The sequence below is a fragment of the Arsenicibacter sp. R0_47 genome (assembly GCF_057652235.1).
This window is the reverse complement of the sequence record NZ_JBYFCJ010000004.1, coordinates 461,749-487,623: the sequence shown is the minus strand read 5'-3', so window position 1 is coordinate 487,623 and position 25,875 is coordinate 461,749. Positions and strand designations below refer to the sequence as shown.

Genomic DNA, 25,875 nt, shown 5'->3' with positions numbered 1-25,875 from the left:
CATGGTAATCTCTCTTTATTTTTATATCCCCAAACCTTCACACTATGAAAATCTTCGATAAAATCGCTAAAGGCGATGCGCACTACACAATAAAGCTCTGGCTCCCTCCAACACAACGCGATGTATTTTACAATGATTACAAACGTCCGGGTATTGTAAAACAATCTGAATTTACAGATGCTCAGAATCTGCAGATTGAAATGTATGACGGTGGTATTAAGCAGCGTCTCCGTGATGAGTTTCAGTATTCCTGTAATTGTAAAGTTACATCTATCACTATTCATAATATCGCTCCGGGAAAACAAAAACCAAACACTTATAATATTCCCTATTCAAGCGGAACACTGGTCGTTATCAATACCAAAAACGGTGAATTTCTGGCAACAAAGGATCCGGGTGGTATTACCTATATTGATCTGGAACCGTACAATTGGGATCAGTTTATTGTAATTCACTTATCAATATGATTCAGAAAGAATTAAACTACCGCTACGTAACAGTTGAGGAACTAGAACCCGGTTTCTCCTGTGAAAAAAAATTGAAATCTACAGGTGAATGGGTTCCTGTTACTGTTGCAGAAAAACTTACCGAACTCGAACAGGACCACTATCTCGAACTTATTCAGGAAAAACGGTTGAGGGTTTCTTACTATGAATTTGTTGAATATCCTGATGAAAGCGAAGAAGTCAGCTTAACATGGTACCAGCAGAACATTGAACCATATCTGGAAAAAATAAAGGAGTACGGACCCAAAATTGATAAAGCGGGTAAATACATTTATTCATCACTTTTCTCCGTTGCTCACGGTGTTTTATGGTGGTTCTGTACAATCTGGCTTAATATGCTGGAACAGAAATATCCGCATAACATTGATTCAAATGTAATGGGTATCGGAACTACTCAGGTTCAGCTTTCCCTTACCGTGCTTGCCGTGCATTTATCTTCCGTGTTCATTGCTTCTCTTGTAGACTGGACGCAATCAGGTATGCAGTCATATTTATACCAGAACCCCTACATTCTCAAAAACCGGTATGATTTACGGACTGATTTAACTCTTGCAGCTACCGATACTGCAGCTAAAATAAGATTAGAATGGCACCAAAAAAGATACTATACGTTTTATTTTGTTTCTGTTGTTTTACAAATCCTGTATTATATGGGCAATCTAATAATAACCAAAATGTAATTCCCGTTTCGGCTACGGAACGGTTTAAGGAAATCTGGAAAAAGTACGATGGTGTACTGGAAAATCCGAAACTCAACAACAGCAATCCGGTGATTACCCGCATTAATCAGACAATGGGAATCTGGAGCAGATCACACTACTGCGGAACCACGATCTACGTTCTGGGAAAAGAAGCGGGTTTTCACTGGGATATTCCCAAATCAGCAGCTCCACGCGCAGCAAGCTGGAAAAAATACGGTGATGTAGTCTGGAATAAATTCAGCGGATGGGATAAAGATGCAACCAAAACTCCTGCGTGGGATGAAGTATATATTCTGTTTTTTAACTGGAACGGACAAAACCACGTAGGAGTTGCTCTGGAGTTTCACGGCGGACTTAATTTTATTTCAGGTGAAGGAAACACCAGCGGAATCGGTGTACGTGTACTGACCGAAGCAATCAGCAATTATGTAGGAAAACCTAAACCCAAATCAATTTATATTCCTAATACCGGTGCAGAAGGAATCTGGATGCGTAAGGAACGCTACGAGACTTCTGCACTGGTTGCTGTGGTAAAATATAAAGTATTATGAAAACGCTTCGTGAAATTATATCTACCATCCGTAATGTACTCAGAACAGTAAATCTGGATGACCGGATTTCAAACCGGATGATTGCTCATTTACTGTATACGTACGCTACCCTGTTTATCCGCAGAGAATCTGACAGCAGAAAAATCTTTAAGGAACCATATCTTTTTCAAACGGTATGTTTTGATTTTATTCCGTATCACCCTGAACTTAACTGTCATCCGCTGCTTGCGTATCAATGTGATGAATGGGTGATCAGTACCAACACTGTTCCGGAATATCTGACCAATATTTACAGCGTGTTTATGAAAGGATATTCACTGGATGAAGAACATTCATATACATTCAAAACAATTGATGGTATTCAGCAAGCTTCCAAACGGCAATTCGGACAGCACCGGTATTTTACCATTGAAAACAACAGGATTCTGATTAAAAGCAAAACACTCCGTAAACTGAAATTTCGCGGGTTGTTCGTAGAACCGCAGAATTTGGGAGCATGTCAGTCAAAACTGGATGTACCGCTGTATGTTCCGAAACATCTTCTGGGTGATATTGAACGTACCGTAATCAGCGATTTACTGAAAATGAATAAACAGATACCTGAAGATGAATACCCTAACCTCAACACCTTCGAAAAGACAACCCAACAGGTTTCGTGATTATGAAACACTGAATAAAAAACTGTACAGGGAAATTAATCCTGATGTGGATTTTGCTACATGGAAATCAATTATTCAGGAATCCAATAAACAGATAGGTGAATTTGTTCTGACAAACCCACTTGGTTTCGTACTTCCGAACCGATTGGGTTTGTTGATTATTATTAAACGTAAACGGAATACATCAGAAGAGTATTATGATAGAAAACACTTCTGTAAAACCGGAATTAAAAAAACTCAGTTAAATTTACACTCGCTTGGTTTCAGTTATAAAATCTGCTGGAAACCACAGGTGAGTACTATTTTCAGTTTACGGAAAATTTATAAATTCAGTGCTGTTCGCACACTTAACCGTAAACTTGCTTCCCTTATTTTCTCCGGTAAGGATATATTTTTTGAATCCACATCCAAATACGATTTTACTGCAATATGCTGACTTTTGTTCCTTCCGATGTAATTATTAACCGTGTTAAGGATGAACTCCCTTCCTACAATGATGCCGGTCTGATTGATGAAGATATTTGTCTGGGATATATTGTAAGTGAATATGCAAAACTCGGAGGTTCGGTATACGAAGAACTTGTAGCAGAACTTACCATAAATGACTATAAAGCTAAATTACCGGATCATACCAAAATCATTGATGAAGTATGGTTCAAACCCTTTTGTGAAAATAAACCGTATGCGAATGTCAAAAAAATCCCACTCTACTCCGAAGATATTATCAAACCTCAGAGATTTTCCCGCATACGTAACGGGCATCCTTTTAGTAATACTGTACATCATCATTCTGCTTCCGTCGAGCATAATCTACCGAATGTATATAAGCTTGAAAAATCTTTCATCAAAACTTATCACGAACGCGGAAATCTACTACTGGTTTATCGTGGTATCCGTGTTGAAGATGGTATCCCTTTTGTCAGCGAAGATGACCAGATTCAGCGGTTTCTGGTTACGGCTGTAAAACACAAGCTTTTTGAAAACTGGTACTTTGATAACATCGTACCCGATATACAGCAGCGTTATAAGGAAATGGCAGCTAAATATCAGTTTGAACTGGCCGATACCATCAGTTATATCAAAACACCAACCTTTGCTTCACTTGTCCGCATTAAACTGGATGGAAAATACAATAATCTCCCCTTCTGGAAATAAAGGCGTAAACACGGATGTACATCCTCTGCAGATAGGAGAATCCGATCTGATTTATGCACTCAACGCTATGATCGAAGATCGTGGTGGTAACGGTTATTTTGTAGGAAACGAATACGGTACTGAATTAGGGTTACGGTTTCCGCCCGGAAAACAAGTAACCGGTTTTCTGCGTATTCCCGAACTGCAGCGTATTATTGTATTTCTCAGTGCATTACCTGTATCACAGTCATTAAGTTCTTGTGGTACAGGTAATCCGTTTATTGAGATTCCGGGAGAAATCGGAGAGATCCGGACTACGGCAGCATCATCTGCCCCGTATTACCGGTATGCTCCGCTGATTCAGTCTCCGTGTTTATCGTTTAATGTGCATCATCCTGTATCTGCTACCTATCAGCTGACTGCATCGGAACTGCGGATTTATTTTGCTGACGGATACAATTACGATAAACGGATCTATTTTGAATTTACGGAAGATACCGTAACACGCGGATTAATCATTCACCCTGATTTTGTCTCCGGAGATCAGCTTAACTGTGAAGCACTGAAGGATAATCCCTCGGTTTCCCGTTTACGTGTAACTGCGGACAGCATCTCAAACGGTGGTTCACTGGCAGCAGGACTGTATCAGTTCTGGGGAGCCTATTGTGATGAAGCAGGTAATGAACGTACAGATTATCAGGCAAAAACCGGGATGGTTTCAATCGGTGATCGTAAGGTATATACCCAACAGGGATATACAACCAATCAGGCTGTAAAACTAAAAATCAGTGCAGACCGGAGTATTTATAAATACTACACCCTGCAGGTACTCTATATTGTAAACGGTCAGACCGAAATCAAGCGTATCGGTACATTTCCCGTATCGCAGACGGAATATCTGTATACCGGATCAGGTACGTATCAATCCGGAGGATTAACCGAACTGCTGGCAAAAAAAGTGTATTACGATCACAGCAGCGGGGTTATTTCGGCAGGAGATAAACTCATCAAATGGGGTGTGACCGAAAAGGTTAAAACAAACTTTCAGCGTTGTTTTGTGGATCTTCCCCTGCAGTGGGTAACAACACAGTTACCGGAAGGAGCCTACACCGATGGTATTACAGCAGAAAAATACAAAGGATATGTACGCGATGAAGTATATCCTGTGGGTATTGTGCTGGAATTTGACGATGGTGATGATTCAAGTGTAATTCATTTACCCGGACGCATATTCCGTTCATCGGATATTGTACCGGTAAACAATAAGGATGCTACGGCCTACACCAATCAGGGTGGTTGTGAAGATGCAGTGGTACCTTACTGGAAAATCTACAATACCGCAACGGTAACGGGAAAACCCCGTCAGCCCTATAAACCATGTACCGATACGGTATGGGAATACGGTGATATGGGTTACTGGGAATCGGCCGAACACTATCCGGAAGATCCGGTTGTATGGGGAGAGCTGGCAGGTAAACCCATCCGGCACCATAAATTTCCGGACAGTACCATTTCACATATTCATGACGGAGCAACAACAGGATCAACGGTAATTAAGAAATTCGGGGAAGTAAATTACATATATCCGCTTGGTATCCGTATTGATCCGGATAATGTACGGCTTGCTCTTGATAAAGGTGTACAGAACTGCTGGATTACTCCCGAAATCCGCAAACGTATTACCGGATTCCGGATTGTACGCGGTGATCGTGTGGGAAATGCATCGGTACTGGGTAAAGGTCAGCTTTACGATGTAAACACCTATACCAAATTCAATAAAACCTATTACTACCCAAACTATCCGCTGAATGATGTACGGGATGATCCGTTTCTGACGAAGGAAGGTTTGAGTACACAAAACCTCAATGAAACTATTAGTACTCAGGGTGCTCCTTACTTTGTGTATCCACCTGATAACAGTGGCGGGACTAACGTGGTTCGTTATCAGTTCGATACGCTCCAGGAAGCTAACGCTATGGTCCCTGATCCACCAAATGATGAAGGTTGGCGGGTAGAACCTACAATTTATACACAGGAAAATAATCTTGCAGCTCAGAAACTTACATTTACCCCAACGGGCCGGTATACATTCCATTCTCCCGAAGTGCATTTTACCAGTTCGGGAAAACCCACTATTCTTAAACTGGAAACGGAAGAGTTCGGTGAAGCCGAAGGATATTTTACTCAGGCAGAAGATCAGGCAAAACAAAAGCTGCTGAATCAGCTGGCTATTGATTTTGTGTATAATGCTGTACGGGTAAGTTTAGCTAAGGATTTTATCGGTGATATTTTTCAGGGTACAATCTTCAGCAGCATTATTCCTACATCTACCGTTCCGGTAACTCCGCTGCAAACCGATATGTACAGTTACGTGGTAACACCCGGAGATAGTCTGGGAGTAAGCAATAAAACGGTTCCTGTAGAAGACGTATATACTACAGCGTATAATAACGCACACGTAAATGAACCATACGCATCTACCTATACGGCAAGCTTCAGTTTAACGACAACGGATTTTAATAATATTCTCAGTGCATTCAAGCGTAACAACTCATGGGAACGATTCTTCAAACATGTAAAATATTCGGAAATCTTCCGGAAAATGATTGAAGCAATTGCACCGTGGTTTAACTATAACCTGCAGTTTCAAACCGTTGGCTGGTATAATAACTACAAAACCATTCCCAATATCGGGAACAAGGTACGTGCACTTGAATCTGTAACCATGCTGGAACCAACCATTCAGACAGTAATTGATGATGGTACAAATTCCACACTGTTCAACAACAGAGATCGGGAAAAAAGCATGTATCTTAAACTGAAACCTGCAGCAAAACCCGTTGTTACAGAAACTGCCGCGCAAAAAACAGCACGGTTAACATCCATGCTTTTACCGCGCTGCAGCGTTACGGATACTACCCGTTATCTTGCATCACAGGTAACAACCGCAGATGATCTGAGCAAACGGATTTACCGGCCTACATCATCATATTACGGTTCCATTAAAGTTGATCGTCCGGATCAGTACGGATCTGTTGATTCCGTATTTTATCTGGAAACCGGTGGTAGATCCATTCTGCTTTCCGATACAGAATCTGTCAATCAGTTCGGGGGTGATACCTTTATCGGACGGTTTGCCATAAAGCGTAAACATTCATTTTTTACGCAGCACCGGTACAACCAGCCAAACGGATCACAGGTAGTATACAGCAAACTGGGTAACGTAGGTGAACCGGTTTATTTCTACAATACCTTTGAAGGGTTACTCGGGGGAGAAGGTATTGATCTTTCCCTGCTTCCTGACAGATTGATTGAATCGCTGTACCGGTTATCAAAATTCCGGCTTGATTTCCGCAGTCATAAGGTATTGTACGATGAAGGATACATTTATTTATTCTCCTACGGTATTCCTTATTTTCTCTGTGAAAGCAGTGTGAATCTTGATATGCGCTACGCGAATGAAACCGCATCGGGTCAATTCTACCCGCTGGTAGGTGATCTTGATGAATGGCTGCAGGAACGTAGTGTACCCATCAAACGGGATAACGAATATTATTACGACGAAACCTACAGCAGAGCTGACCGGCATAATCTGCTGATCGTTTTACCCAAATACTTTAAACCAAACCAGTATCTGAAAGCATTACACCCTAACCGTGTGATTTATTCAGAACAGCGTGCCGATGGTTTATCCGGTGACAGATGGTTGATATTCAAACCATTGAATTACTACGATTTCCGTCTGGAAAACGGAAAGCTTATTTCATTGCATGATCTGGAAGCTGACCGGGTACTGGCACGGTTTGAACGGGGTTCCAAAATGTTCAACGCGTATTCAACCCTGCAGCTTGATAATCAGACGGTACAACTTGGTAACGGGGGATTATTTGCACAGAAACCACAGGAGTTTTCCCGTACCGATGGTGGTTACGTAGGTACGCAGCACAAAGCGTTTGTACGCACTCCGTACGGTCATGTGGGTGTAGATGCTCAGGAAGGAAAGGTTTTTCTGTATGGTGCCAGCGGATCGGGTCTGGATGAAATCAGCAGATACGGACAGTACAACTGGTTTAAAGAGAATTTACCCTTTAAGATCAAGAGATATTTACCTGAAGTTCCGGTAGATAATGCCTGTTGGGGTGCAGGGTTGACAATCGGTTATGATGAACGGTTTCACCGGATTCTGATCACAAAACGTGACTGGAATATTCTACACGAAAATATCTGGTATGATATTGTCTATCAGAGGTTTATGTTGAATGATCAACCGGTGACACTGCAGGATACGCGTTATTTTGAAGATTGTAGCTGGACTGCCAGTTATAATCTGTACACAAAAACATGGATTTACCATTCCTATACACCGGACTGGTATCTTGGTTTACCGGATGTAATGCTGCACGGATACAACAGTAAGTCCGTACAGAATTCGGATATATGGGTACAGGGTAAAACGGTTCAGCTGTATCAGCAATTCCGGGGTAATAATTACCCGTATATTCTGGAGATGCAGAATCAAAACACAGGGATTGATACGTATCTTTGGGGGATTACGTATAAACATGAGATACGTAATTATATCACACCACAGGAATATCGTGCCGTTGAAGGAGTTACCTACAATAAGGCAGTGATCTGGAATGAATATCAGTCCAGCGGATTACTTACCCTGAAGATTGCAAATCCAAAATCGCAGCGGGACCGGATCATGCAGATGATTCAGCGGAATGATCAGACCGATAGTATGGTACATCCTGATCTGCAGGGAAAATGGAATCTGAATCAGTTTGAAGACCGTGCCAGATACGGATATACACAGTTCTGGGATTACGCTCCCGGAATGCATGTGAAAGCTCCTGATCCGGATTCAATTGAACTGAGAACTTCTCCCTTTAACCGGCACGGTGATTTCCGTTCTCATCAGCACCGGATTGCATTTATCAATGATAAGTACACGCAGTACCGGTTTATCCATCTTTTCACATCATTAAATTGTAAACCATAATGAATTACAGCTTTTCACACTCTGATGCAGATTCGTTATATCTGGATGAATTACTGGATTCTGTACGCTCACGTGAGGATGAAGCTGAACCAGCTTATACACCGGAAGAATATAATGATCCTGACGATCATGATTATGATGAAGAAGATGAAACAGATGCACTGGCAATGGATCTGTTGGGGTATAATTCCCGGAGATCACAAAGCAGAACACCTCTCAGAAACGGTTACGCTGCAACGGGATCTCCGGAAACCTACTCTTCTTCTTCTGATGCAACTATTCAGCGTACCATTGCAAAGGAATCCGGCGGAAATCCCTACGCTGTTTCTCCGAAAGGAGCAAGAGGATTAATGCAGATCATGCCTGTTGCATTACAGGAATTCAATCGTTTTAACCGTACCGGTTACACGATGGATGATATGTTTGATTCCCGCAAAAACATTCAGGTGGGTAGCTGGTACAAACAACAGCGTATTCCCCAGATGCTCCGCAGCTACGGGCTTGATGTAAACGATTTCAATATCGAAGCTGCCTATAACGGGGGAATCGGACGCGTGGTAGATTATCACAAACGAGGTAAAGCATTACCTTCTGAAACACAGGCATATGTAACCAAACAGTTCGGAGGTGCAGGAGATCCTGTAACAATGGCTGTCAGTGAAGGTGTAAAGCTGATCGGAGAGTTGGGTAATTCTTTTTCAGCCCAACGGAAAAAACAAACAAAACTGGTAGAAGACGGAGTTGATTTTCTCAATAATTTAACTGCTGATACCCTGACTGATGTGTATAACATGGATAACCCCGAATACGCACAGCAGGGATTCAGCAATCCGTATCAACAACAGCAGTTTGTACTCAATACTACTCAGCAACAGTCAGTTATTCCTCAGTTTGTTCCTTCCGGAGGGGGTACTCCACAATCAGCGGAAGGGTTAAAACCTCAACCGAACCAGCAATTGTGGCAGGATGCTTCCATGAGCTTTCTTAATACCAGAGAAGCACAACCGGAAAAAACAGGAAATTTTCTGGCAACACCTCTTAAAATACTCGGAAATCTTGCGGGTAAACTCATACCTAAAACCAATTCTCTTCCGGTAGCTGCCGGAATTGCTACATCGGTATTCGGAGCAAAAAATGCAGCAGAACAAAAAAATGAACTGATGGATAAAATCGCTAAACGGGATAATCAGTCAAAGTTTGTTAACAGCGGAAGAGGATTGGACTATAAACCACTTTATGTAAAACATGGCGGAAAATCAAAATATAAGTTTGGAGTTTGATGATCAGAGCGATCCTGTTTTAACACAGTTTGCCGAATCATTACAGTTTTCTCAGGAACCGCAGAACCCGCAGATGGAACGGTTAAACTTCCTTAAAAAACGGGATGAATTACTGCGTCAGAATATTCTCATCTGTTTAAGCAGTCTGGGAATGGGAAATCCTACAGGAGGTGAATATAATAAGGATATTAGCTATTGTATTGACGATCCGGATAACCGTAAATATGTAGAAAAACGTACAATTGAATTTATCAGACAATTAAGTAATTATGCCACTGAAAGACCAGCTTGATATATCCTCTGTTCTGAATGTACTCTTTTATGTTACCGGTGTAGGGATTGTCACATGGATGTTTAATTCCTTTACCAAAAAAGTAGATAAGGTGGAAGAACTTGAAAAGAGAATTTCTAAGCTGGAATGGATCGAAGAACACCTGAATAAAGTACATCGGGAACAAAAATCATAATTGAAATGAAACATCCACACATCAGACAATCCGGTGGTCCTGTAATCTCAAAACCATCTTCTACATCAAAACCTGTTACAAAAAAACAAAACGGTACACGCGGAATTATCCGTGATTTTTTGTTTTCGGCAATTGATCCTGCAGGAAGTGATGATGGTTTTCAGAGTGAGGTGGAAAACCGTTTCCGCAGGTATCAGGAAGGATTTCTTGATGACCGGATAAAACAAATGGGTAAATCTGAAAAATCCGGTTATGCCGATGATGCATACTGGGCAAAATATCTGGGTTTACCCTACAATGAAAAATTCCTGCAACCATCAAAATATAAACCGGGTTCAGCTAAGAATCCCAATGCTCAGTATTTTACAATACCTCACGAATATATTGATACGGATTACCTTATCCGTGAATACGGAAATAAACCTGTAGGGTTTAAAACCGTGGATTTTTTCCATCACAATGTAAAGAAGGAAAATGAAATCATGGATCCGTTTCAGAATATTACCGTATCAAGAGGTAAGGATAAACAGGGTGATTATATCAGTATTTATGATAAATACGATCTTGCCAGTAATCCGCTGGAAGGTACTCTGGGAAATCCCTATGAAATTTACGACCGGATTTATCTTACACCACAAACAGCTAATAAAGTGAAAATCAGACAGCAGGGTGGTATGAACACATCTCCCGTAGCCGTTGAGCAGGGAGAGATCATGCGGGATATGAACGGAAACCTGCAGGAAGTTGCACAGGACGCACCATCGCATGATGATCCGATGCTGTCTACTGATCAGGGAAATATGTCCGTACCGAAAGGAAAAGGGGGTATTGTTGTTGATGGTGTTGAATCGGTATTATCGGATTCACAGTCACAGATTAACTCCGGTAAACGCAGCAACAGTCCGAAAGATGATCTGATCAAAATCAAACCAAAGGATGCAAAGGGAATTGCATCTGATCTGGGGTTATCCATCAATACAAAAGTATCGGTTTCTCCCAGTGAACTGTTCCGTAAACTGAAGGTAGCCAGAGATAAAAAAAGTGAAAAACTGCTGGCGGTACTGGATGATAAACGGGATGATAAAATCAGTGAATCATCAAAGGCCGTAGTTTCCGCGCAGGTTTCATCGCTTCCGGATGATGATCAGCTGTATGATCTGGTATTCGGAATTCAGGAAGATGCTAAGGTTGGTGAACCTGAATTTGATGATGAGGAGTCCATGCAGTATGGTGGTGTTTCCATTGAAGGATATAAACGGGATTCTCCTGACAGAAACCGTTCCTTTAATATCATTCCGTCTAATCATATTACAATGGACGGTGTAGATCGTCCGCTGATTCTGATGGGTGACGGGGGAGAAGTAATGCATGTAGCACCCGATAGCGGAGATTATATTCTTCCGGACAGCAGTTCTGTTCTGGAAATTCCGTATGCTCAGGTAGGCGGATATAATGCTCAGGGTTATTACGCAGATGCATTACGCGGACAGGCATATCTGGAAGAAAAAGAAACAGAACTAAAACAATTACAGAATGATTTAGTGCTTGCAAAAGAACGCGGATTCAACAAATCCGTAATCCGTGAAATTGAAAATAATATCCGTCAGCAGGAAGAATTTGTAAAGTATGCGTATAACGATCAGTTGTACCGCAACCGGAAAGCACTGGATACCGGTAACTTACCGATTATTCAGAAAATTCTCAAACAACCGGTTATTTCAAATCCGGCCAGTAATCAGACAACCAGTGTTGCTACCAGTGATCTCCGTAAGGGAAGAGAAACCGGTTCTGCAGCTCAGATTCCGAAAGGTCTGCAGATTACTTCACCGTCAAGTACCCAGTATACTATCGGAGGTGATCTGGTGAAACGCAGACCTGTGGTTACTCCGGAAGAAATACCTGATGTGTTAAGTGCAAGCTCTCCGCAAAGTTTGCGGATTGCGTCAGCACATCAGGATCCGGCGCAGAAAATGATTGATCAGGTACTTGCTGACCGTACAAATCAACCTGCTGTATCATCTCCGGAAAGTGTTCGTACTGTTTCAGGCAGCACCGGAAATTTCCCGCAGCAGGTAACGGTAAACACTCCGGCTGCAATAAGCAGATCCGGTCCGTCAATCAGTGCACCGCAAAGTTTCCGTACTGTATCAGGTATGACTCCCGCGAGTACACCTGAAAAGATTCTTACCTATTTTGGTGGTACGCTTCCGGAAGTAACGGTTCGTGCGCAAAAAAATGAAACTCCGGTAACAGGTAAGGGATCGTCCGCAAAATCACCGGGCAGATATAAAACACATATTCCCCGCAAAGGAAAAGATCCTGTCATTAACACACCGAACGGTGTTACGGTTACTCCTGAAACTTTCCTTCGTGCAATGGAAAACGATGAGCAGATTCCGCAGAACGTTGTTTTACCGAAAGAACAGATTGCACAGGCACCTTCACCGGATATTTCACGGATTGAACAGGCACTGGAGTATACACCAGCTTCTTACGAACCTTCACAACAATCATCGGTTTCGTCAGGAAATGCGGTAAATACCGTTGCAAAAATTGCACAGCAGACTGCTGATAAATACGGTAATCTGGATCCGAAATGGTATGATGTACTTCCGGACATGCTCAATATTGCAGAATCCTTTAATCAGGCTCCCGTAATGCATCAGCAGATTGATCTTCCTCAGATCAGCTTACAGCGCATGAATCCGGGTAATCAGTTACAGGCTGCACGTGAAGCGTTTCTTTCCAGCAGAGGACTGGTAGCTGATCCGGGCAGTTCAGCGGGACAGGCTGTTATCGGTAATCTCAACAGGAATTACATGAGTTCACTGGATGAAATTCTGGGAAACGCACAGCAGCAGAATGCACAGATTGCCAATCAGGAAACCCTGCAGAATGCACAGTATCAGATGCAGGAAGATCAGATGAATCTTCAGTTTGATAAACAGGCTTATCTGGAACAACTGCAGACAGAAGAAGCAGCACGTCAGCAACGGGATGTATCAACAAAAAATCTTACAAAACTATTTGCAGAACGCAACGCATTAAAAAACAGGTTACAGATGTTTGATGATGTATTTGCTGAAAACTTTGATTTTGTAAACGGTGAAGTTGTACATAACGGAAAACAGGCTGTATTTTTTAATAATGCTCCGTCTGTTTATCAGAATGATATTACTACTACGCAGAAAACAAAAACAGATAAGGAAGGAAATCAATCTTCCGAATCTATTATAAAACAGAACCCGAAAACACCATTACTCAAATCACTGTTACCCAAACAGCACGGTGGTTCTGTAAAGAAAAAATCAAAATACGGTATGACTAAATGTTAAGAGATAAACTCTTTAGAAACATTTAATGTGGTCGTAATCAATCAAAGAGGGTGTATCTTGTGGGATATTCCCTCTCTTTTATTTTAAGGATATTATCTCTCAATGGCTATCTCACATCTTTCAAAAGTTTTAACTCCGCAGGAGCATGTAGCTCCGGTAGATGAATCACTTGTATATAAATCATTATTGTATAAACAGGAACAATATAATCAGGGGGTTCAGGCAGTAAATACACAATACGATAAACTTGAAAATTACGATATTTTACACCCTGAACACCGTAAGTATTATGAGGAAAAACTTCAGAATGTTGCGAATGAAGTTAATAAAATGGGTGGGTTGAATTTTGCTGACCGGTCAGCTGTTCAGAAAACCAACGCAATTATTGATGAAGTTTCCAAAGATGAACGTATCCGTACCGCAATTGACGATACACGTAAAATCAGAGACGGATGGAAACAGTTACAGGCGTGGAAAAATGATCCGAAAAAATTTGCAGGAATGTATAACCCCGCAAATGAATGGTATTTCAATAAGGAAATTTCTGAGTATCTGAATACTACCGGTGAGAGTGCAAAATATAACGGTAGTGGTCCTGTTCCCTATACATCGGATGATAAGCTGCATAAGTTTCTGAAGGAAACACGTGACAGTTACATGAAAAATAATTACATCGAACATGTTACCAGTGACGGACGTGTTGTACGGGAAACCAGTTTTGATCCGGTGATTATTTCACGGCTTACCCAACAGGAAATCCAGAAGGATCCTGCACTGGCCACGCAGCTTGGTATCAATGCAGCTTACAGGGGAAGTTCGATTAAAAATGAACAGTCATTCCGGAATGTATATTATACCGCAGCAAAATCCGAAGCAGATGTACTGGCAAAACAAATTGAGAAATTTGAGAAAGACCGCAAAGCTACGCTTGCTGTAGTACCAAAAGATAAGCTGCAGGAATATACCGCTTCATACGATGAGAATATCCGGCACCTGAAAGGAGAACTGGAAAAGAAACGGACTTACGCGGAAAGTGTAAATACCGTTCCGCTGAATCAGCTTATTCAGTCAACTTATATGGACGGGTACGTAAACGAATTTGCTCAGGCGTATCAGGGGAAAAACAAATCCTACAAAACTGATCAGGCATACTGGAATGCACAGAATCTGAACTTCAACATGAGTAAGGAAAACAATGATCAGAAACGTTGGGAATTTGAAATGCAACAGAAAATGCTGAATGAGCAGCGTGATTACGAATTAGCAGCCCGTAAACAGGAGTTTGAAGAAAATAAGCTTGGATTAACTACCGATGCAAACGGAAATAAAGTTCCAGTACAACCGGGTTTTGTACCGTTTACAGAAACTATTACAGAAGTAGGAAAAAGCTCATTTGATGAAATGCACGGACAGGTACAGACACTTTCTGATGGTTTGATGGATAACTATAAAAAAGTGGTGTTAGGTGCTATTGCTACGGCAGGTAATCAGGAGCTTGTAGATCGTCTGGTACAGGATAAAATCTTCAAACCCGTTATGAATGAAGACGGTAGCTTGAAAGGATTTCAGTTTAAAGGACACATACCACCACAGTTTGTGAATATCATGGTGGGTGTAAAAAATAACATCAATCAGATTCTGAAAGGGAAACCGGTAGATCAGCAGTTTCTGCGGTTGATGACACCACAGATGCAGGGAGCACTCAACAGTGTAGATCAACAGGCATTTTTTCTCAATGCACAGAAAGAAAAAGTGGATAAACTCGATAAGGCTGTTATGAAGGAATCCGGATTAACACTCGAACAGTTTACCAAAATGCAGGAACTCGAAAACGGATTTGCATCCGGAAAATATAAGCGTAAGTCATTTACAGGTGTTCCTGCGGGTGGGGGTATGGCATATACACCATCACCGGAAGAAACAATCTACAATAGTTTAAAATCACGGTATGAATCTTCGAAAGAACGGGTATTACCGATCATTCGTCGTGAAGCTACGCAGACATACGGATTAATTAATACCAATATCGAAAAAGATGTAGCGTCACAGCAGCTCATCAAAAATATGGTAAACAACGGAAGTATTCCTTCAGATGGTGCAACTAATGAAGAAATGCAGCGTAAGCTTACCTTACTCAGCGGTAAAAACTATACAATGGATAATGTGCGGGTACATCCGCATACTAAACGTGTAACATTTGATGCGATCATAAAAGGGGGTAAGGAAGGAGAACCTGACCGGTTACAGGATATTACCGTTGATTTTACTAACCGTGATCAGGAATGGAACAGGATTCTCCCTTCCGGTCAGCAGTACGAACAATCCATTATTCAAACGGAAATGCGTAACATGCTGAAAACCAAAGGATCACTTCAAACAAACGGATCGTATCACTATTTCAGTAATTACACCGGTATTCCTATGAAAGCTACACCGGTACGTGATCAGTTAAGTGGCGGATATAATCTGATGATTGATACAGAAAAAGGTGCTGTTGTTATTCCGGGAGAAAAACTCGGACCATCTTTTCAGGATCCCCTCACGTGGTTACAGACTAAATTTCCGGAATGGGCGAACATGATGAAAACTGAATTGCAGAAACAGCACACCTACAAGAACAAGGGAAAAACAGATCCGTCATACAAACCAACAGCTACGGATTTTTACGATTTCTACTACTCTACACTTCTTCCTAATTTTAATCAATAATGCTTCCACAAATTAATCCGGAATTGTTAAACGGAACATCATCCGTGATTCCCATTGAATCGTCTCCGGAACCTACGCAACTTACAATTAATCCGCTGCCTGAATTCCACACACCCCAAGTACCTTCGCTCAGTTCATCGGAAACACGACCCGGATCTGAATGGGATAAGTGGTTAGTGAATGAAAAGCGTTCGTGGAAAAAGGATTCGTCAAAACAGTTAGCAATTGATATACTTCCGGAAAAACTCTCAGCGTCTGAAGCTGAACAGGCTGCACGGTATACCGATAGTGGTTTCAGTTACCTGCGCGGAAGAGATAACGAAGAATATGCTGCTGCACAACAGGGATTCTGGACACGAACACTTAATGATGTAAAGGTTACAGGAGTAAACGCTATCGGTAGCTTTACCGCAGGTTTCTTTGCTATTCCTCAGTTACTGAAAGCATCTGCAGATATTATGCAGGGTAAGAGTGCTGATGAAGTATGGCAGACTATGCAGGGTGAAGAAGGTTCTGCATTACGGGCCATTAATAAGGGGATGGATGAATACAATCAATCCCACACAAATTTTCAATCCGGATGGGCAAAAGCTAATCCGTGGAAAAACCTTATTCCTCTATATGGTGGTGAAGGTGGAAGTGATTTTGGTAGTTTAGCCCGTTCTGCAGGATACCTGATCGGTGGAGCCGGACAAGCAATGGTAGAATCACTGGTACTGGAAACAATATCGGCAGGGATTGCTACACCGGTTGTAGGAATGAGTCTTGCATCAAAAGTAGGTAAGGTTGTAAAAGGATTAGAAAGTTTTGGTGAAGCGTTAAATGTAATCAACAAAACAGCAAAACAGGTACAGTATGTAGATGATACGGTACGGGGTGCTCAGGTATTACGTAACGCAGGTAGGATCTTCAGCAACATTGATACACCCATCGGGCCGTTAGGGATTCGTACCGTAGCACACGGTTTTCTTTCATCCAACGCAGAAGCGTCGATGGAAGGATATTCAGCAGAGCAGGAACTTACCCGTACACTGGTTGATAAATACCGTCAGGAAAACAACGATCAGGATCCGGATTATGATACCATGAAGCAAATCCTGGAAGCAGCTAAAAAAGCCGGTAATGCCAGCTATCTGCTGAATCAGGTGTTACTGGGAGTATCCAACAATTTTCAGATGAGTAACCTGCTGAAGAACTTTCCCGGAGCAAAACGAATCTGGGGAGAATCGGAAGATGTACTGCAGCTTATCAACAAAAAAGGGAAATACGAAGTAGGTAAACCTGAACTGACATACAAATACGGGAATAATGAAAAATGGTTTGAAAAAGCATTTACGAAAGCAGGACGTACCGGTGAATGGTTGGGTAAATCCACAGTAGCCAACGCATCGGAAGCTCTTGAAGAAAGTATGCAGGGAGCGATCTCAACCGGTACGCAGCAATACTATCAGCTTGCTTACGCGAACGGTGGAAAAACCGATGGTATTTCCATGCTCGATGCAGGGCTGAAAGGATTAGAACACGCATTCGGAACACGTGAAGGATGGACTGAATTTTTGGGTGGTCTGGTAATCAGTACATTGGGTGGAAACGGAATTAGAAAGCTTACAGATGTATTCAATGAACCGCGTGTACGGAAAGCACTGGAACAACAGGCTAAGTGGATGAATGTTTCACCGGAAGCACTTGCAAATGCAATTTCGTATCAGAACAAGCGCGGTACCGTAGGTTTATCACTCGAAGATAAACAGAAGAATGTACAGGCAATTCTACAGGCATCCGGTGTTCAGAATCAGGCTGCATGGAACGGAGATCAGTGGGTACACCAGAACATGAAAAATACAGGTCAGTTCCTGTATCTTATTCCGTGGGTAAGATCCGGTTCCGGAGATGCATTGAAGGAACAGTTTGATTCATGGAGTACCGATATTCGGGAAAACAAGGACGCGTTTGTTGAACAGTTCGGGTTACAGGAGCTTACGAAAGAAGAGCTGGAAAACCTTCCGCGTGAGTACGAACGCCAGTTACGGATGCTGGAAGATATTCATAAGAATTATTCAATCCTGATAAAGAATCCGTTTGATTTTAAAGAAGATGCTGAAAACCATGTACTATGGAATGAGTATTACGATCACCTGCTTTATAATGAATTTCTGCGTCAATCCTACGGAAAGCGGATTAACTCACTTACCGGTGATGTAAGTAAGGTAATTACACCGGATACCATCAAACCGTTTCTGTCTGTTGAAGGACTTGATTCGTTAATTCAGAAGCATCAGAAAGAATTATCAGATCTGGAAAAAACAATTACGGGTACTGATACGCTGCTGCTCGACGGAGAAGAAAAACCGGTTAAGGAAGAAAAAGAAACATCAGATGAATTTCAGAGCCGGTTAAACGGATACAACTCACGGCTGGATAGTTTCCGTAAAAACGAACGTATCCGGTTAGAGAAAGAAACAAAGGAACAAAGGGAACAATCCCGGAAAGTTATTGATGCTCTGCAGAAGCTGAAAGAAAACGATTACGAAGTTATTGATGACGTAGTAGATACATTCAGGGAAATACTCAATGATCCGCAGGGAGAATATAAGCTTAATCTGACTACCAACGATCTTAAATCATTGATGCAGCGCGGATATGATCTGGAACGGTTAAAAGAAGCAGAAAAGAATGTACAATCCATACTTGACGGATTAAACCGTAAAGACGGGTTTGATACCTACGTTAAAACAACTACCCAGTATAAACTCCGTGTTGAGGAACATGAACAGAAAGTCAGGGAGTTAATTAAACAGCAGCTGGAAGAAGCTAAAAAACAGGACCGTAAATTATTTTTCAACAGGTTTAAGGAAGTTTATAATGATGAGTTCAAGGATCATCCCAATGTAATTAATGCGTTTACTGCACAAACCTTAAAGCGTAACGAGTTTTCTAAACGCTGGTTTGATATGTATGAAGCATTACTGGAAGCGGGAAAAACTGGAGATGAAGCATTCAGTGAAACCGAACTTCAATTCAGGGATTGGCTGACTAAAACAAACGATAAGGGATTGACAAATAAGCAATCTATTATTCAAAAGGTTGATATTCAGATAGATCAGATCGCTCAGATCATGCAGATGCTTCAGCAGGAATACAAATTTGATGCTAAGGATCAGGGAAAAATAAATACAATTCTGTTAGCACGGATTCAGACTTCAGGAAAAACTCCGGTAGAACTACTTACATCTAGTAAGGAACAGATTCTGAAAGAATTTGAAAACGAAGGAATTACGTTTACTAAAATTGTAAAACAACAACAAGCTCCGCAGCAGTCTGTTTCACAACAACCCGCAGCAGCAACTACAAAAGCAACATATACGTTACAGGAAGTTGAAGCTTTAGAAAAAGAATTAAATGATGCAGATCCTAAATTAGGAAATACTGTATTGATTCCGATCCGTACAAAACTCATGAACTTACTGGGTATAACGGATGTGGAAAAATTTGCAGAATATTCCCGTCCTTTTAAAACAGCTGTAGATAAATCATTACCATTAATTCAGCGGGGTATGGAAACATTCCGGAATATTCTGACAGATATGAAAACAAAACTGTCTGCTGTTCCGGAACCGGTTAAACCAGTTACAGTACAACCGGTACAATCTTCTGATGATCTCCGGAAATTAATTACAGATAACATTAATGCTTCTTCACTGCCAACACCACAGATGCTGGAAGATGTTTATCAGAAAGTTGGTAAAAAAATCAATAAATCAGCCGAAGAAGTAAAAGCAGAAGTTAAAGAAATCCGTAAAACAATTACCGATGTTGATTCTCCGGCTGCAAAAACAGGAAAAGCATTGGTATTACTTTTAGATAAATACGAAAGTAATTCCGCTGCAGGAGCCACATCATCAACAACTCAACCTCCGGTAGTACCACCGGTATCAGAACAATCACAATCTGCAGCTTTACCCAAAACATATTATCCGGTAAACGTGGCTGAACTGCTGCGCTCTCTGAATTTATTTGTACGGGATAATAACGGAGTATTACAACCGGCATCTAAAAGTGTACTGGAAAGTTCTCCTCATCTGATTAGTGAACATTATGCACGAATGCAGAAACTCTCACAGTTACTCAAATCCGGATCATTATCTGAACTTGGTGGGTGGAGCAAAATTCAGGGAACAAAAAATGATGACGGTACTTTTCCGAATGTACAGATTGGTGAGGTAATGTATCGTACTGCAATTAAGGAGTACTATGTATTTACTGTAACAGGTGATTCACTTCCCTCAATTGTATTTCCCGTAGAAGATACGTTTCAGATTGATTTTTCAAAAATTCCGGATGATCTCAAAAATGCTACGAAGACAGAAAGTTATAAAGAAAAAATTCCGCTGAATGTAGTACTTACTTTACCTAAAGGGAAAGAATTGTTTGATGAATTACAAAAGCGGAAACTCATTAATGTAACGAGCAGTTTTGCAGAAATTCAGGATAAATACAAACAGCTTATTGAACTCAAAGCATCAATGTTTACAAAGGATTTTTCTGTTGTATTAAACGATCTGAATTTCCAACTTATTAAAAATCAGATGGTTAATCGTAGTGAAAAAAAATATCCACTGCGCGAATTACCATTTGCTGTTATGCCCGGATTTACAAAACCTGTAGTAATCCGTATTCCGAATAAAGGTAATCTGACAAACATCATGTATTCAGATACTGAATATTCTCAAAACGAACAGGTCAAAATCCGTACTATCTTACCGGCTGTAGTTAAGGAGTTTGATAAACAGAAAATTGCAGCTACAGCTCATGGTGAATATCTGATTGTTCAGAAAAATGATACAGATGAATTTAATATTATCGGTATTCACGCACAAGAAGGAAACGATGAATTAACTACAATACTTCAATCGAGAGATGAAGATGCTATTGAGAATATTTATAGAAACTATTTTGTGAACATTGATTACGCATTACAACCTGAAACAATTAAAGAATCATTTATTGAGTTTAGTGGTGGGTATGAACGTAAAAATAATCTAAAAAGATATAAAGGGGTTAGTGTAAAAATTACATTAATAAACGGAGAAATTTATTATTCTGAAAAAAGTTTTCAATTAGGAAAAAGTGTTGACGAAGCAGAAGCGCAGATGCGTAAAATTCTGACGGGAACCTTTAAGTCGGCAGATGGTTCAAAAACAACTACGTTCTTTAATCAGGAACAGGCGAAAATAGCACACATCGGTAAGAAAAGTATGTCTTTTACCGATAAATACGTAAAACTCGAAAAGCCATACATGTATAATAATGTTACATGGAAATGGAGTTTCGCAACAAAAACAGATGATTCTGCTGCCGGTAAACAGGATGAACCGAAACCACCGGTTCCGGAAACGGTTGTACTGGTAGATGCAATTTCAGATGAAGAATACAAGGATTTTATTGATAAGGGTATTGTTTCCGAAGATACATTAAGACGGATTGCGTTAAAAGTTAAAAATTCCGAAACCATAACGGTTAGAGAAACTGAAATCTTTACGGATAAAACCGGGCAAATCAACGATATTATTATAAATGAATTTCCCGCAGAAACCGAAGATGACGGAACAAAAGAAGCTGAGGAATTGTTGCAGGGAGAAACAAACCCTTCTGATACTGTAATGAATCCAACATTCGAAGTGCTTGAAAAATTAGGTATACACAATACAAAAGTTGGTGAATACCTGTTAAAAAATCCTAAGAAATGGTTTACAAACGCTGATGCCGGGTACGAAGTATACCTTGATCTGGATTTACTGGAAAAAATGAATCCGAAAATGGTAGATAAGCTTAAACAGAAACCGGATGCCAATCCTGAAACTGAACCACAGTTGCTTAAAAATCTGCAGAATCTTTATTCTTCGAATCCGGTACGTTCACTGAAAAATGCTCCTGCTACGCGACTATTGCAATCTAAGCAATCTATTAATGAAGAAGCCGAACGTTTATATAAACTTTGTGAATAAAATATATCTATGAAAAAACTATTCATATTATGCATATTGCTTCCTTATATTGGATTTTCACAAAAACGTTATATACCTAGAGAGCCATTTCAATCTTATAATGATTCGATTGAAATGGCAAAACAAGGTTTACCGTGGTTGCTTTTTGGGATTTTTTTGGTTTTTATAAGCACACAAGTTAAGAATTTAAATTTTTCTAGTGTACTATTATTTATTGGTGGAATATTAGTAATTGTAGGAGGGTTATCATTTGCTCCTTTAATATCAAATATTTTTTTTACATTGTTACTGATAGGGGGAGTTCTATATATTCTTGCTTCAATTTATTCAGTTTTCATTAAAAGATAATCAATAAATAAAATCCCTTCATTTATTGATCAATAAATGAAGGGATTTTATTTATTGATTACGTAGTTGTAAATTAATATTAGATTGTGAAATCAATGACAACTACTTTATAACTGATATTTTTAAATTCATTATTTATTTTAATATTATTTATAACAACTTCATACGTTTGATCCTGAACAGGTTTTGTTTGTGAGGGCATTTCCCAGACAATTTGATTCCACCCTAATGTTACATCGGTCATTAATTTCCCGTTTACAGTAACTGTTGCTTTTGTAACATCTGCATCAATGTAAGAAAATGACCAGCGGGGAAATACTATATTGTATATATTATATCCTTCCGTAGGGTAAGCTATTAGTTTATTTCTTACCTCTGATAATTTACTTGAACTCCAGAATGAATTATTTACATAGAAAGCATTAGCTCCGACTGAATAACCGTTTCTGCTGTAACTGTAACATCCTAACCCAATGTGTTTTAACTGACGTTGGATAATCCATGCACGATGACCTGCTGCTTTGTTACCTGAACCACCATCTTCCATATACAAGGTAACAAAATCATGATCAACACTTCCCATTGCCAGATTAGAGTGACTGCACGAATAATACGCTTTATCTGAAAAACAACTCCACGTTGGGGGAGGATAATGATTAAGCTGCCTGTTTTTAACACACAGCATGGCTCCCCAGTTAGCAGTTTCATTTAATGAGTCTACTGTTATTAATTTTTCCTGTAAACCAACTACAGCTCTGTAATAATTGAATCTGCTCAGTAACGCATTTGAAAAATCTTTTGAATGTGATCCGGGGGTGCATGATGAAGTATCTCCGGTCCAGTTCATTTTATATAAGGATGAATTAAACTCTTTTTTATACGCTTGCAATACTTCTGTCCGGTTCCACGTATCAATCCAGTTACGTGACGTAGCAGTTGTAGTACTTGATCCGGGAGTGACCGTTATAGTTGAAGGAATCACCGGATCAACTACAGGTTCTTTTGGTGAACATGACGCAAAAAACAATGTGATAATTAAAAATAAATAAATGATGTTTAGTTTATTATTCATTGGTAGATTGAGGGTGTTGGTTTGCTAGGATACTGAGAATATTATCATCAAAAGTTACCTTGAATATATCTTTGGTAACTCTTACGATAAAGTTGTTTTCAATGAGACTCTTTAATGATTTGGAAAGCTGTGACGGATAAAAATCAAGTTCTTCACAAAACTTCTCTCTGAGTTCTGTAAGATCAATTTCACCTGTTTTCGAATCGACGCGTTCAAGCATCAATATTAAAACCTTTATGTCTAAAGGAGCACGCAGCACTAACATTTTTTTAAATAGCTTACGGGATAGCATAAATCCTGATGTTTCATATTGTGTCTTGATTTTACCCGCAAAGTAAAAAAAAAAAGATCGTACCAGCTGTTGATACGATCTTTTCGATTTGAGTTCAGTACCGGAATTGAACCGGTTCGGGCGGGTTTGCAGTCCACTACTCCACCGTAGAGCTTACTGAACCTGCAGTGAGGGTGTTAGATGGGATTTGAACCCATGACCTTCAGAACCACAATCTGATGCTTTACCAACTAAGCTACTAACACAATCTTTAGAGATTAATAATCCCCATGTCGAGCATTACGTGATGATTAGGACACAAGTAAACAAGATTATTTAAATCGTTTACTACACGTAATGGAGTATCTTCTGAAAATGAACTTATAGCTTTTATATGACAAACATCTACGGCATAATCAAATTGACAAATTTTACATTTTTTCTCAATTTTTGATTGTTCAATTCGATAACGAGCTAATGCACGTATATAAACAAATTTATGTTGATTTTTTGATTTTGAAAGAACTTCTTTTATAGTTCTTGAATCAGAACGATTTTTGCAAGAATTACTTCTGCAATTTTTACAAAGTTCAGCCCATTTTGATTTTTTCCCACCACATACACAAATTGAATTTCTAAAAGCTTTTGTTCGTTCTTTGGTTTTTATTTTTTGAGCAATACCACAATAATAGCTAACTGTACTTTTACTACAGTTCAGCTCTTCACATATTTGTTTATATGTCTTACCCTGATTTCTTAATTCTAATATTTTTTCTTCCATATTTATACATGTTCCGGAAAAAGGATTCGAACCTCTGCGTTCAGAACCAAAATCTGACATACTACCTCTATATGATTCCGGAATAAAAATAGTGGGGATGGAAGGATTCGAACCTTCAAAATCCGAAGACTCCGGTTTTACAGACCGGTGCAACTCTCCAACGTTACCGCAACCCCGATATGGTTATTTTGTGATTTTTGATCTTCTATTTACAATATTGTTTATTGTACTTCTTGATGTAATTGAATATTTAGACATTATTTCCTTATAGCTTAATCCTGACTTTTTATCTTTAATAATGTTGATTTCTTCATCTGTAAGATCTCTGGGTACGTGAACTTTATATCTTTTAACATGTTCCGTGAAAGCATCAGTGTATCTGTCAGAATGTTCAATTGTATGACAATTTGCACAAAGTAAAATACATTTATGTACTTCAGCTTCAACTACTTCCCACGCTTTATTACAAAACCTACTGATTTCAAATTCTTTTATACTAGGATCTAAATGATGAAAATGTAATGCTTCAGGATGCTCATTAAATCCACAGCGAGAACAAGCACCTCCTAAGATTTCAATAGCTTTTAATTTAGCACGTACTCTTCTTATTTTTGTATTACACGCGTTGCATTTTGATCGGTTTTTATTTTGTAGCTGTTTAAATACTTTGTTACATATAGTGCAAACATTAATCATGTAGTTGGTTATTTTAAGAATTTATTGCATAAATATAGTAGTACTCTACCTGCTGAGTTATGAAACCAAAATAAAAAACCCCTTCGATTGGTATCAAAGGGGTTGAATGATTATAGTAAAACTACACATACTATATCCACCCCTCTTCTTTCATGAAGAAATGATAACAATATTGTTGCTGGATGTGTAGTTGCATTTTCATAATTAAAGAACCACGGTGCTTAGAGGATATGCAATCCGATGCCCTATGGTTTTGCAAATGTATGAAAAATAAAATACGCTTGTCAAGTATTATCTTATATTTTTTGTTTATTAATATCTCTTTCAAAATCCTACACCATTTCTACAGCTATTT

At 39.8% G+C, this 25,875-nt stretch carries 18 protein-coding genes and 3 tRNA genes; 14 read left to right on the top strand and 7 right to left on the bottom strand.

Annotated elements, in window-relative coordinates; translation table 11 throughout:
- The first annotated feature begins 44 nt into the window (after positions 1-44).
- From AC23NW_RS10890 to AC23NW_RS10825, 14 genes are all read left to right on the top strand, one after another.
- A complete protein-coding gene (locus AC23NW_RS10890) occupies positions 45-467 on the top strand; it encodes a hypothetical protein (RefSeq protein ID WP_487449456.1) in 423 nt (140 codons plus the stop codon).
- Positions 464-1,186: a hypothetical protein gene (locus tag AC23NW_RS10885; protein ID WP_487449455.1), complete on the top strand. Its 723-nt coding sequence runs from the start codon at positions 464-466 to the stop codon at positions 1,184-1,186. The genes AC23NW_RS10890 and AC23NW_RS10885 overlap by 4 nt, the downstream gene beginning before the upstream one ends.
- Before the next feature lie 89 nt (positions 1,187-1,275).
- Positions 1,276-1,758 (top strand): hypothetical protein, encoded by a 483-nt coding sequence (locus AC23NW_RS10880; RefSeq protein ID WP_487449454.1) that lies wholly within the window; start codon positions 1,276-1,278, stop codon positions 1,756-1,758.
- Positions 1,755-2,417 (top strand): hypothetical protein, encoded by a 663-nt coding sequence (locus tag AC23NW_RS10875; protein ID WP_487449453.1) that lies wholly within the window; start codon positions 1,755-1,757, stop codon positions 2,415-2,417. The genes AC23NW_RS10880 and AC23NW_RS10875 overlap by 4 nt, the downstream gene beginning before the upstream one ends.
- Complete coding sequence (locus AC23NW_RS10870) at positions 2,365-2,853, top strand: hypothetical protein (RefSeq protein ID WP_487449654.1); 489 nt, start codon at positions 2,365-2,367, stop codon at positions 2,851-2,853. Before AC23NW_RS10875 ends, AC23NW_RS10870 begins: the two co-directional genes overlap by 53 nt.
- A complete protein-coding gene (locus AC23NW_RS10865; protein WP_487449451.1) occupies positions 2,847-3,572 on the top strand; it encodes a hypothetical protein in 726 nt (241 codons plus the stop codon). Before AC23NW_RS10870 ends, AC23NW_RS10865 begins: the two co-directional genes overlap by 7 nt.
- Before the next feature lie 67 nt (positions 3,573-3,639).
- Positions 3,640-8,556, top strand: a complete 4,917-nt coding sequence (locus AC23NW_RS10860) for a hypothetical protein (protein WP_487449450.1) — start codon at positions 3,640-3,642, stop codon at positions 8,554-8,556.
- Positions 8,556-9,836, top strand: coding sequence for a lytic transglycosylase domain-containing protein (locus AC23NW_RS10855; protein ID WP_487449448.1), 1,281 nt, complete (start codon positions 8,556-8,558; stop codon positions 9,834-9,836). Before AC23NW_RS10860 ends, AC23NW_RS10855 begins: the two co-directional genes overlap by 1 nt.
- Entirely contained in the window at positions 9,802-10,128 is a 327-nt protein-coding gene (locus AC23NW_RS10850; protein ID WP_487449446.1) for a hypothetical protein, read from the top strand. Before AC23NW_RS10855 ends, AC23NW_RS10850 begins: the two co-directional genes overlap by 35 nt.
- Positions 10,106-10,303: a hypothetical protein gene (locus AC23NW_RS10845; RefSeq protein ID WP_487449444.1), complete on the top strand. Its 198-nt coding sequence runs from the start codon at positions 10,106-10,108 to the stop codon at positions 10,301-10,303. The genes AC23NW_RS10850 and AC23NW_RS10845 overlap by 23 nt, the downstream gene beginning before the upstream one ends.
- 5 nt (positions 10,304-10,308) lie before the next feature.
- The gene (locus AC23NW_RS10840) at positions 10,309-13,638 is read left to right on the top strand and encodes a hypothetical protein (RefSeq protein WP_487449443.1); all 3,330 of its coding nucleotides are present in this window, start codon (positions 10,309-10,311) and stop codon (positions 13,636-13,638) included.
- 330 nt (positions 13,639-13,968) lie between these two features.
- Positions 13,969-16,347 (top strand): hypothetical protein, encoded by a 2,379-nt coding sequence (locus tag AC23NW_RS10835; protein ID WP_487449442.1) that lies wholly within the window; start codon positions 13,969-13,971, stop codon positions 16,345-16,347.
- Positions 16,347-22,352, top strand: coding sequence for a hypothetical protein (locus tag AC23NW_RS10830; protein WP_487449441.1), 6,006 nt, complete (start codon positions 16,347-16,349; stop codon positions 22,350-22,352). Before AC23NW_RS10835 ends, AC23NW_RS10830 begins: the two co-directional genes overlap by 1 nt.
- Positions 22,353-22,361: 9 nt before the next feature.
- Positions 22,362-22,700 (top strand): hypothetical protein, encoded by a 339-nt coding sequence (locus AC23NW_RS10825; protein WP_487449440.1) that lies wholly within the window; start codon positions 22,362-22,364, stop codon positions 22,698-22,700.
- 79 nt (positions 22,701-22,779) lie between these two features.
- Here AC23NW_RS10825 and AC23NW_RS10820 read toward each other — a convergent pair whose 3' ends face one another.
- The 7 genes from AC23NW_RS10820 to AC23NW_RS10790 form a co-directional block, all read right to left on the bottom strand.
- On the bottom strand, positions 22,780-23,772 hold the full coding sequence (locus tag AC23NW_RS10820) for a CAP domain-containing protein (RefSeq protein WP_487449439.1): 993 nt from the start codon (positions 23,770-23,772) through the stop codon (positions 22,780-22,782).
- On the bottom strand, positions 23,765-24,064 hold the full coding sequence (locus tag AC23NW_RS10815; RefSeq protein ID WP_487449438.1) for a hypothetical protein: 300 nt from the start codon (positions 24,062-24,064) through the stop codon (positions 23,765-23,767). The genes AC23NW_RS10820 and AC23NW_RS10815 overlap by 8 nt, the downstream gene beginning before the upstream one ends.
- Positions 24,065-24,236: 172 nt before the next feature.
- Positions 24,237-24,309, bottom strand: a tRNA-His gene (locus AC23NW_RS10810).
- 5 nt (positions 24,310-24,314) lie between these two features.
- Complete coding sequence (locus AC23NW_RS10805; protein ID WP_487449437.1) at positions 24,315-24,824, bottom strand: LuxR C-terminal-related transcriptional regulator; 510 nt, start codon at positions 24,822-24,824, stop codon at positions 24,315-24,317.
- Positions 24,825-24,835: 11 nt separating this feature from the next.
- Positions 24,836-24,906 (bottom strand) — tRNA-Gln (locus AC23NW_RS10800).
- Positions 24,907-24,916: 10 nt separating this feature from the next.
- Positions 24,917-25,000, bottom strand: a tRNA-Tyr gene (locus AC23NW_RS10795).
- Positions 25,001-25,007: 7 nt separating this feature from the next.
- Complete coding sequence (locus tag AC23NW_RS10790; RefSeq protein ID WP_487449435.1) at positions 25,008-25,520, bottom strand: hypothetical protein; 513 nt, start codon at positions 25,518-25,520, stop codon at positions 25,008-25,010.
- Positions 25,521-25,875: the final 355 nt, after the last annotated feature.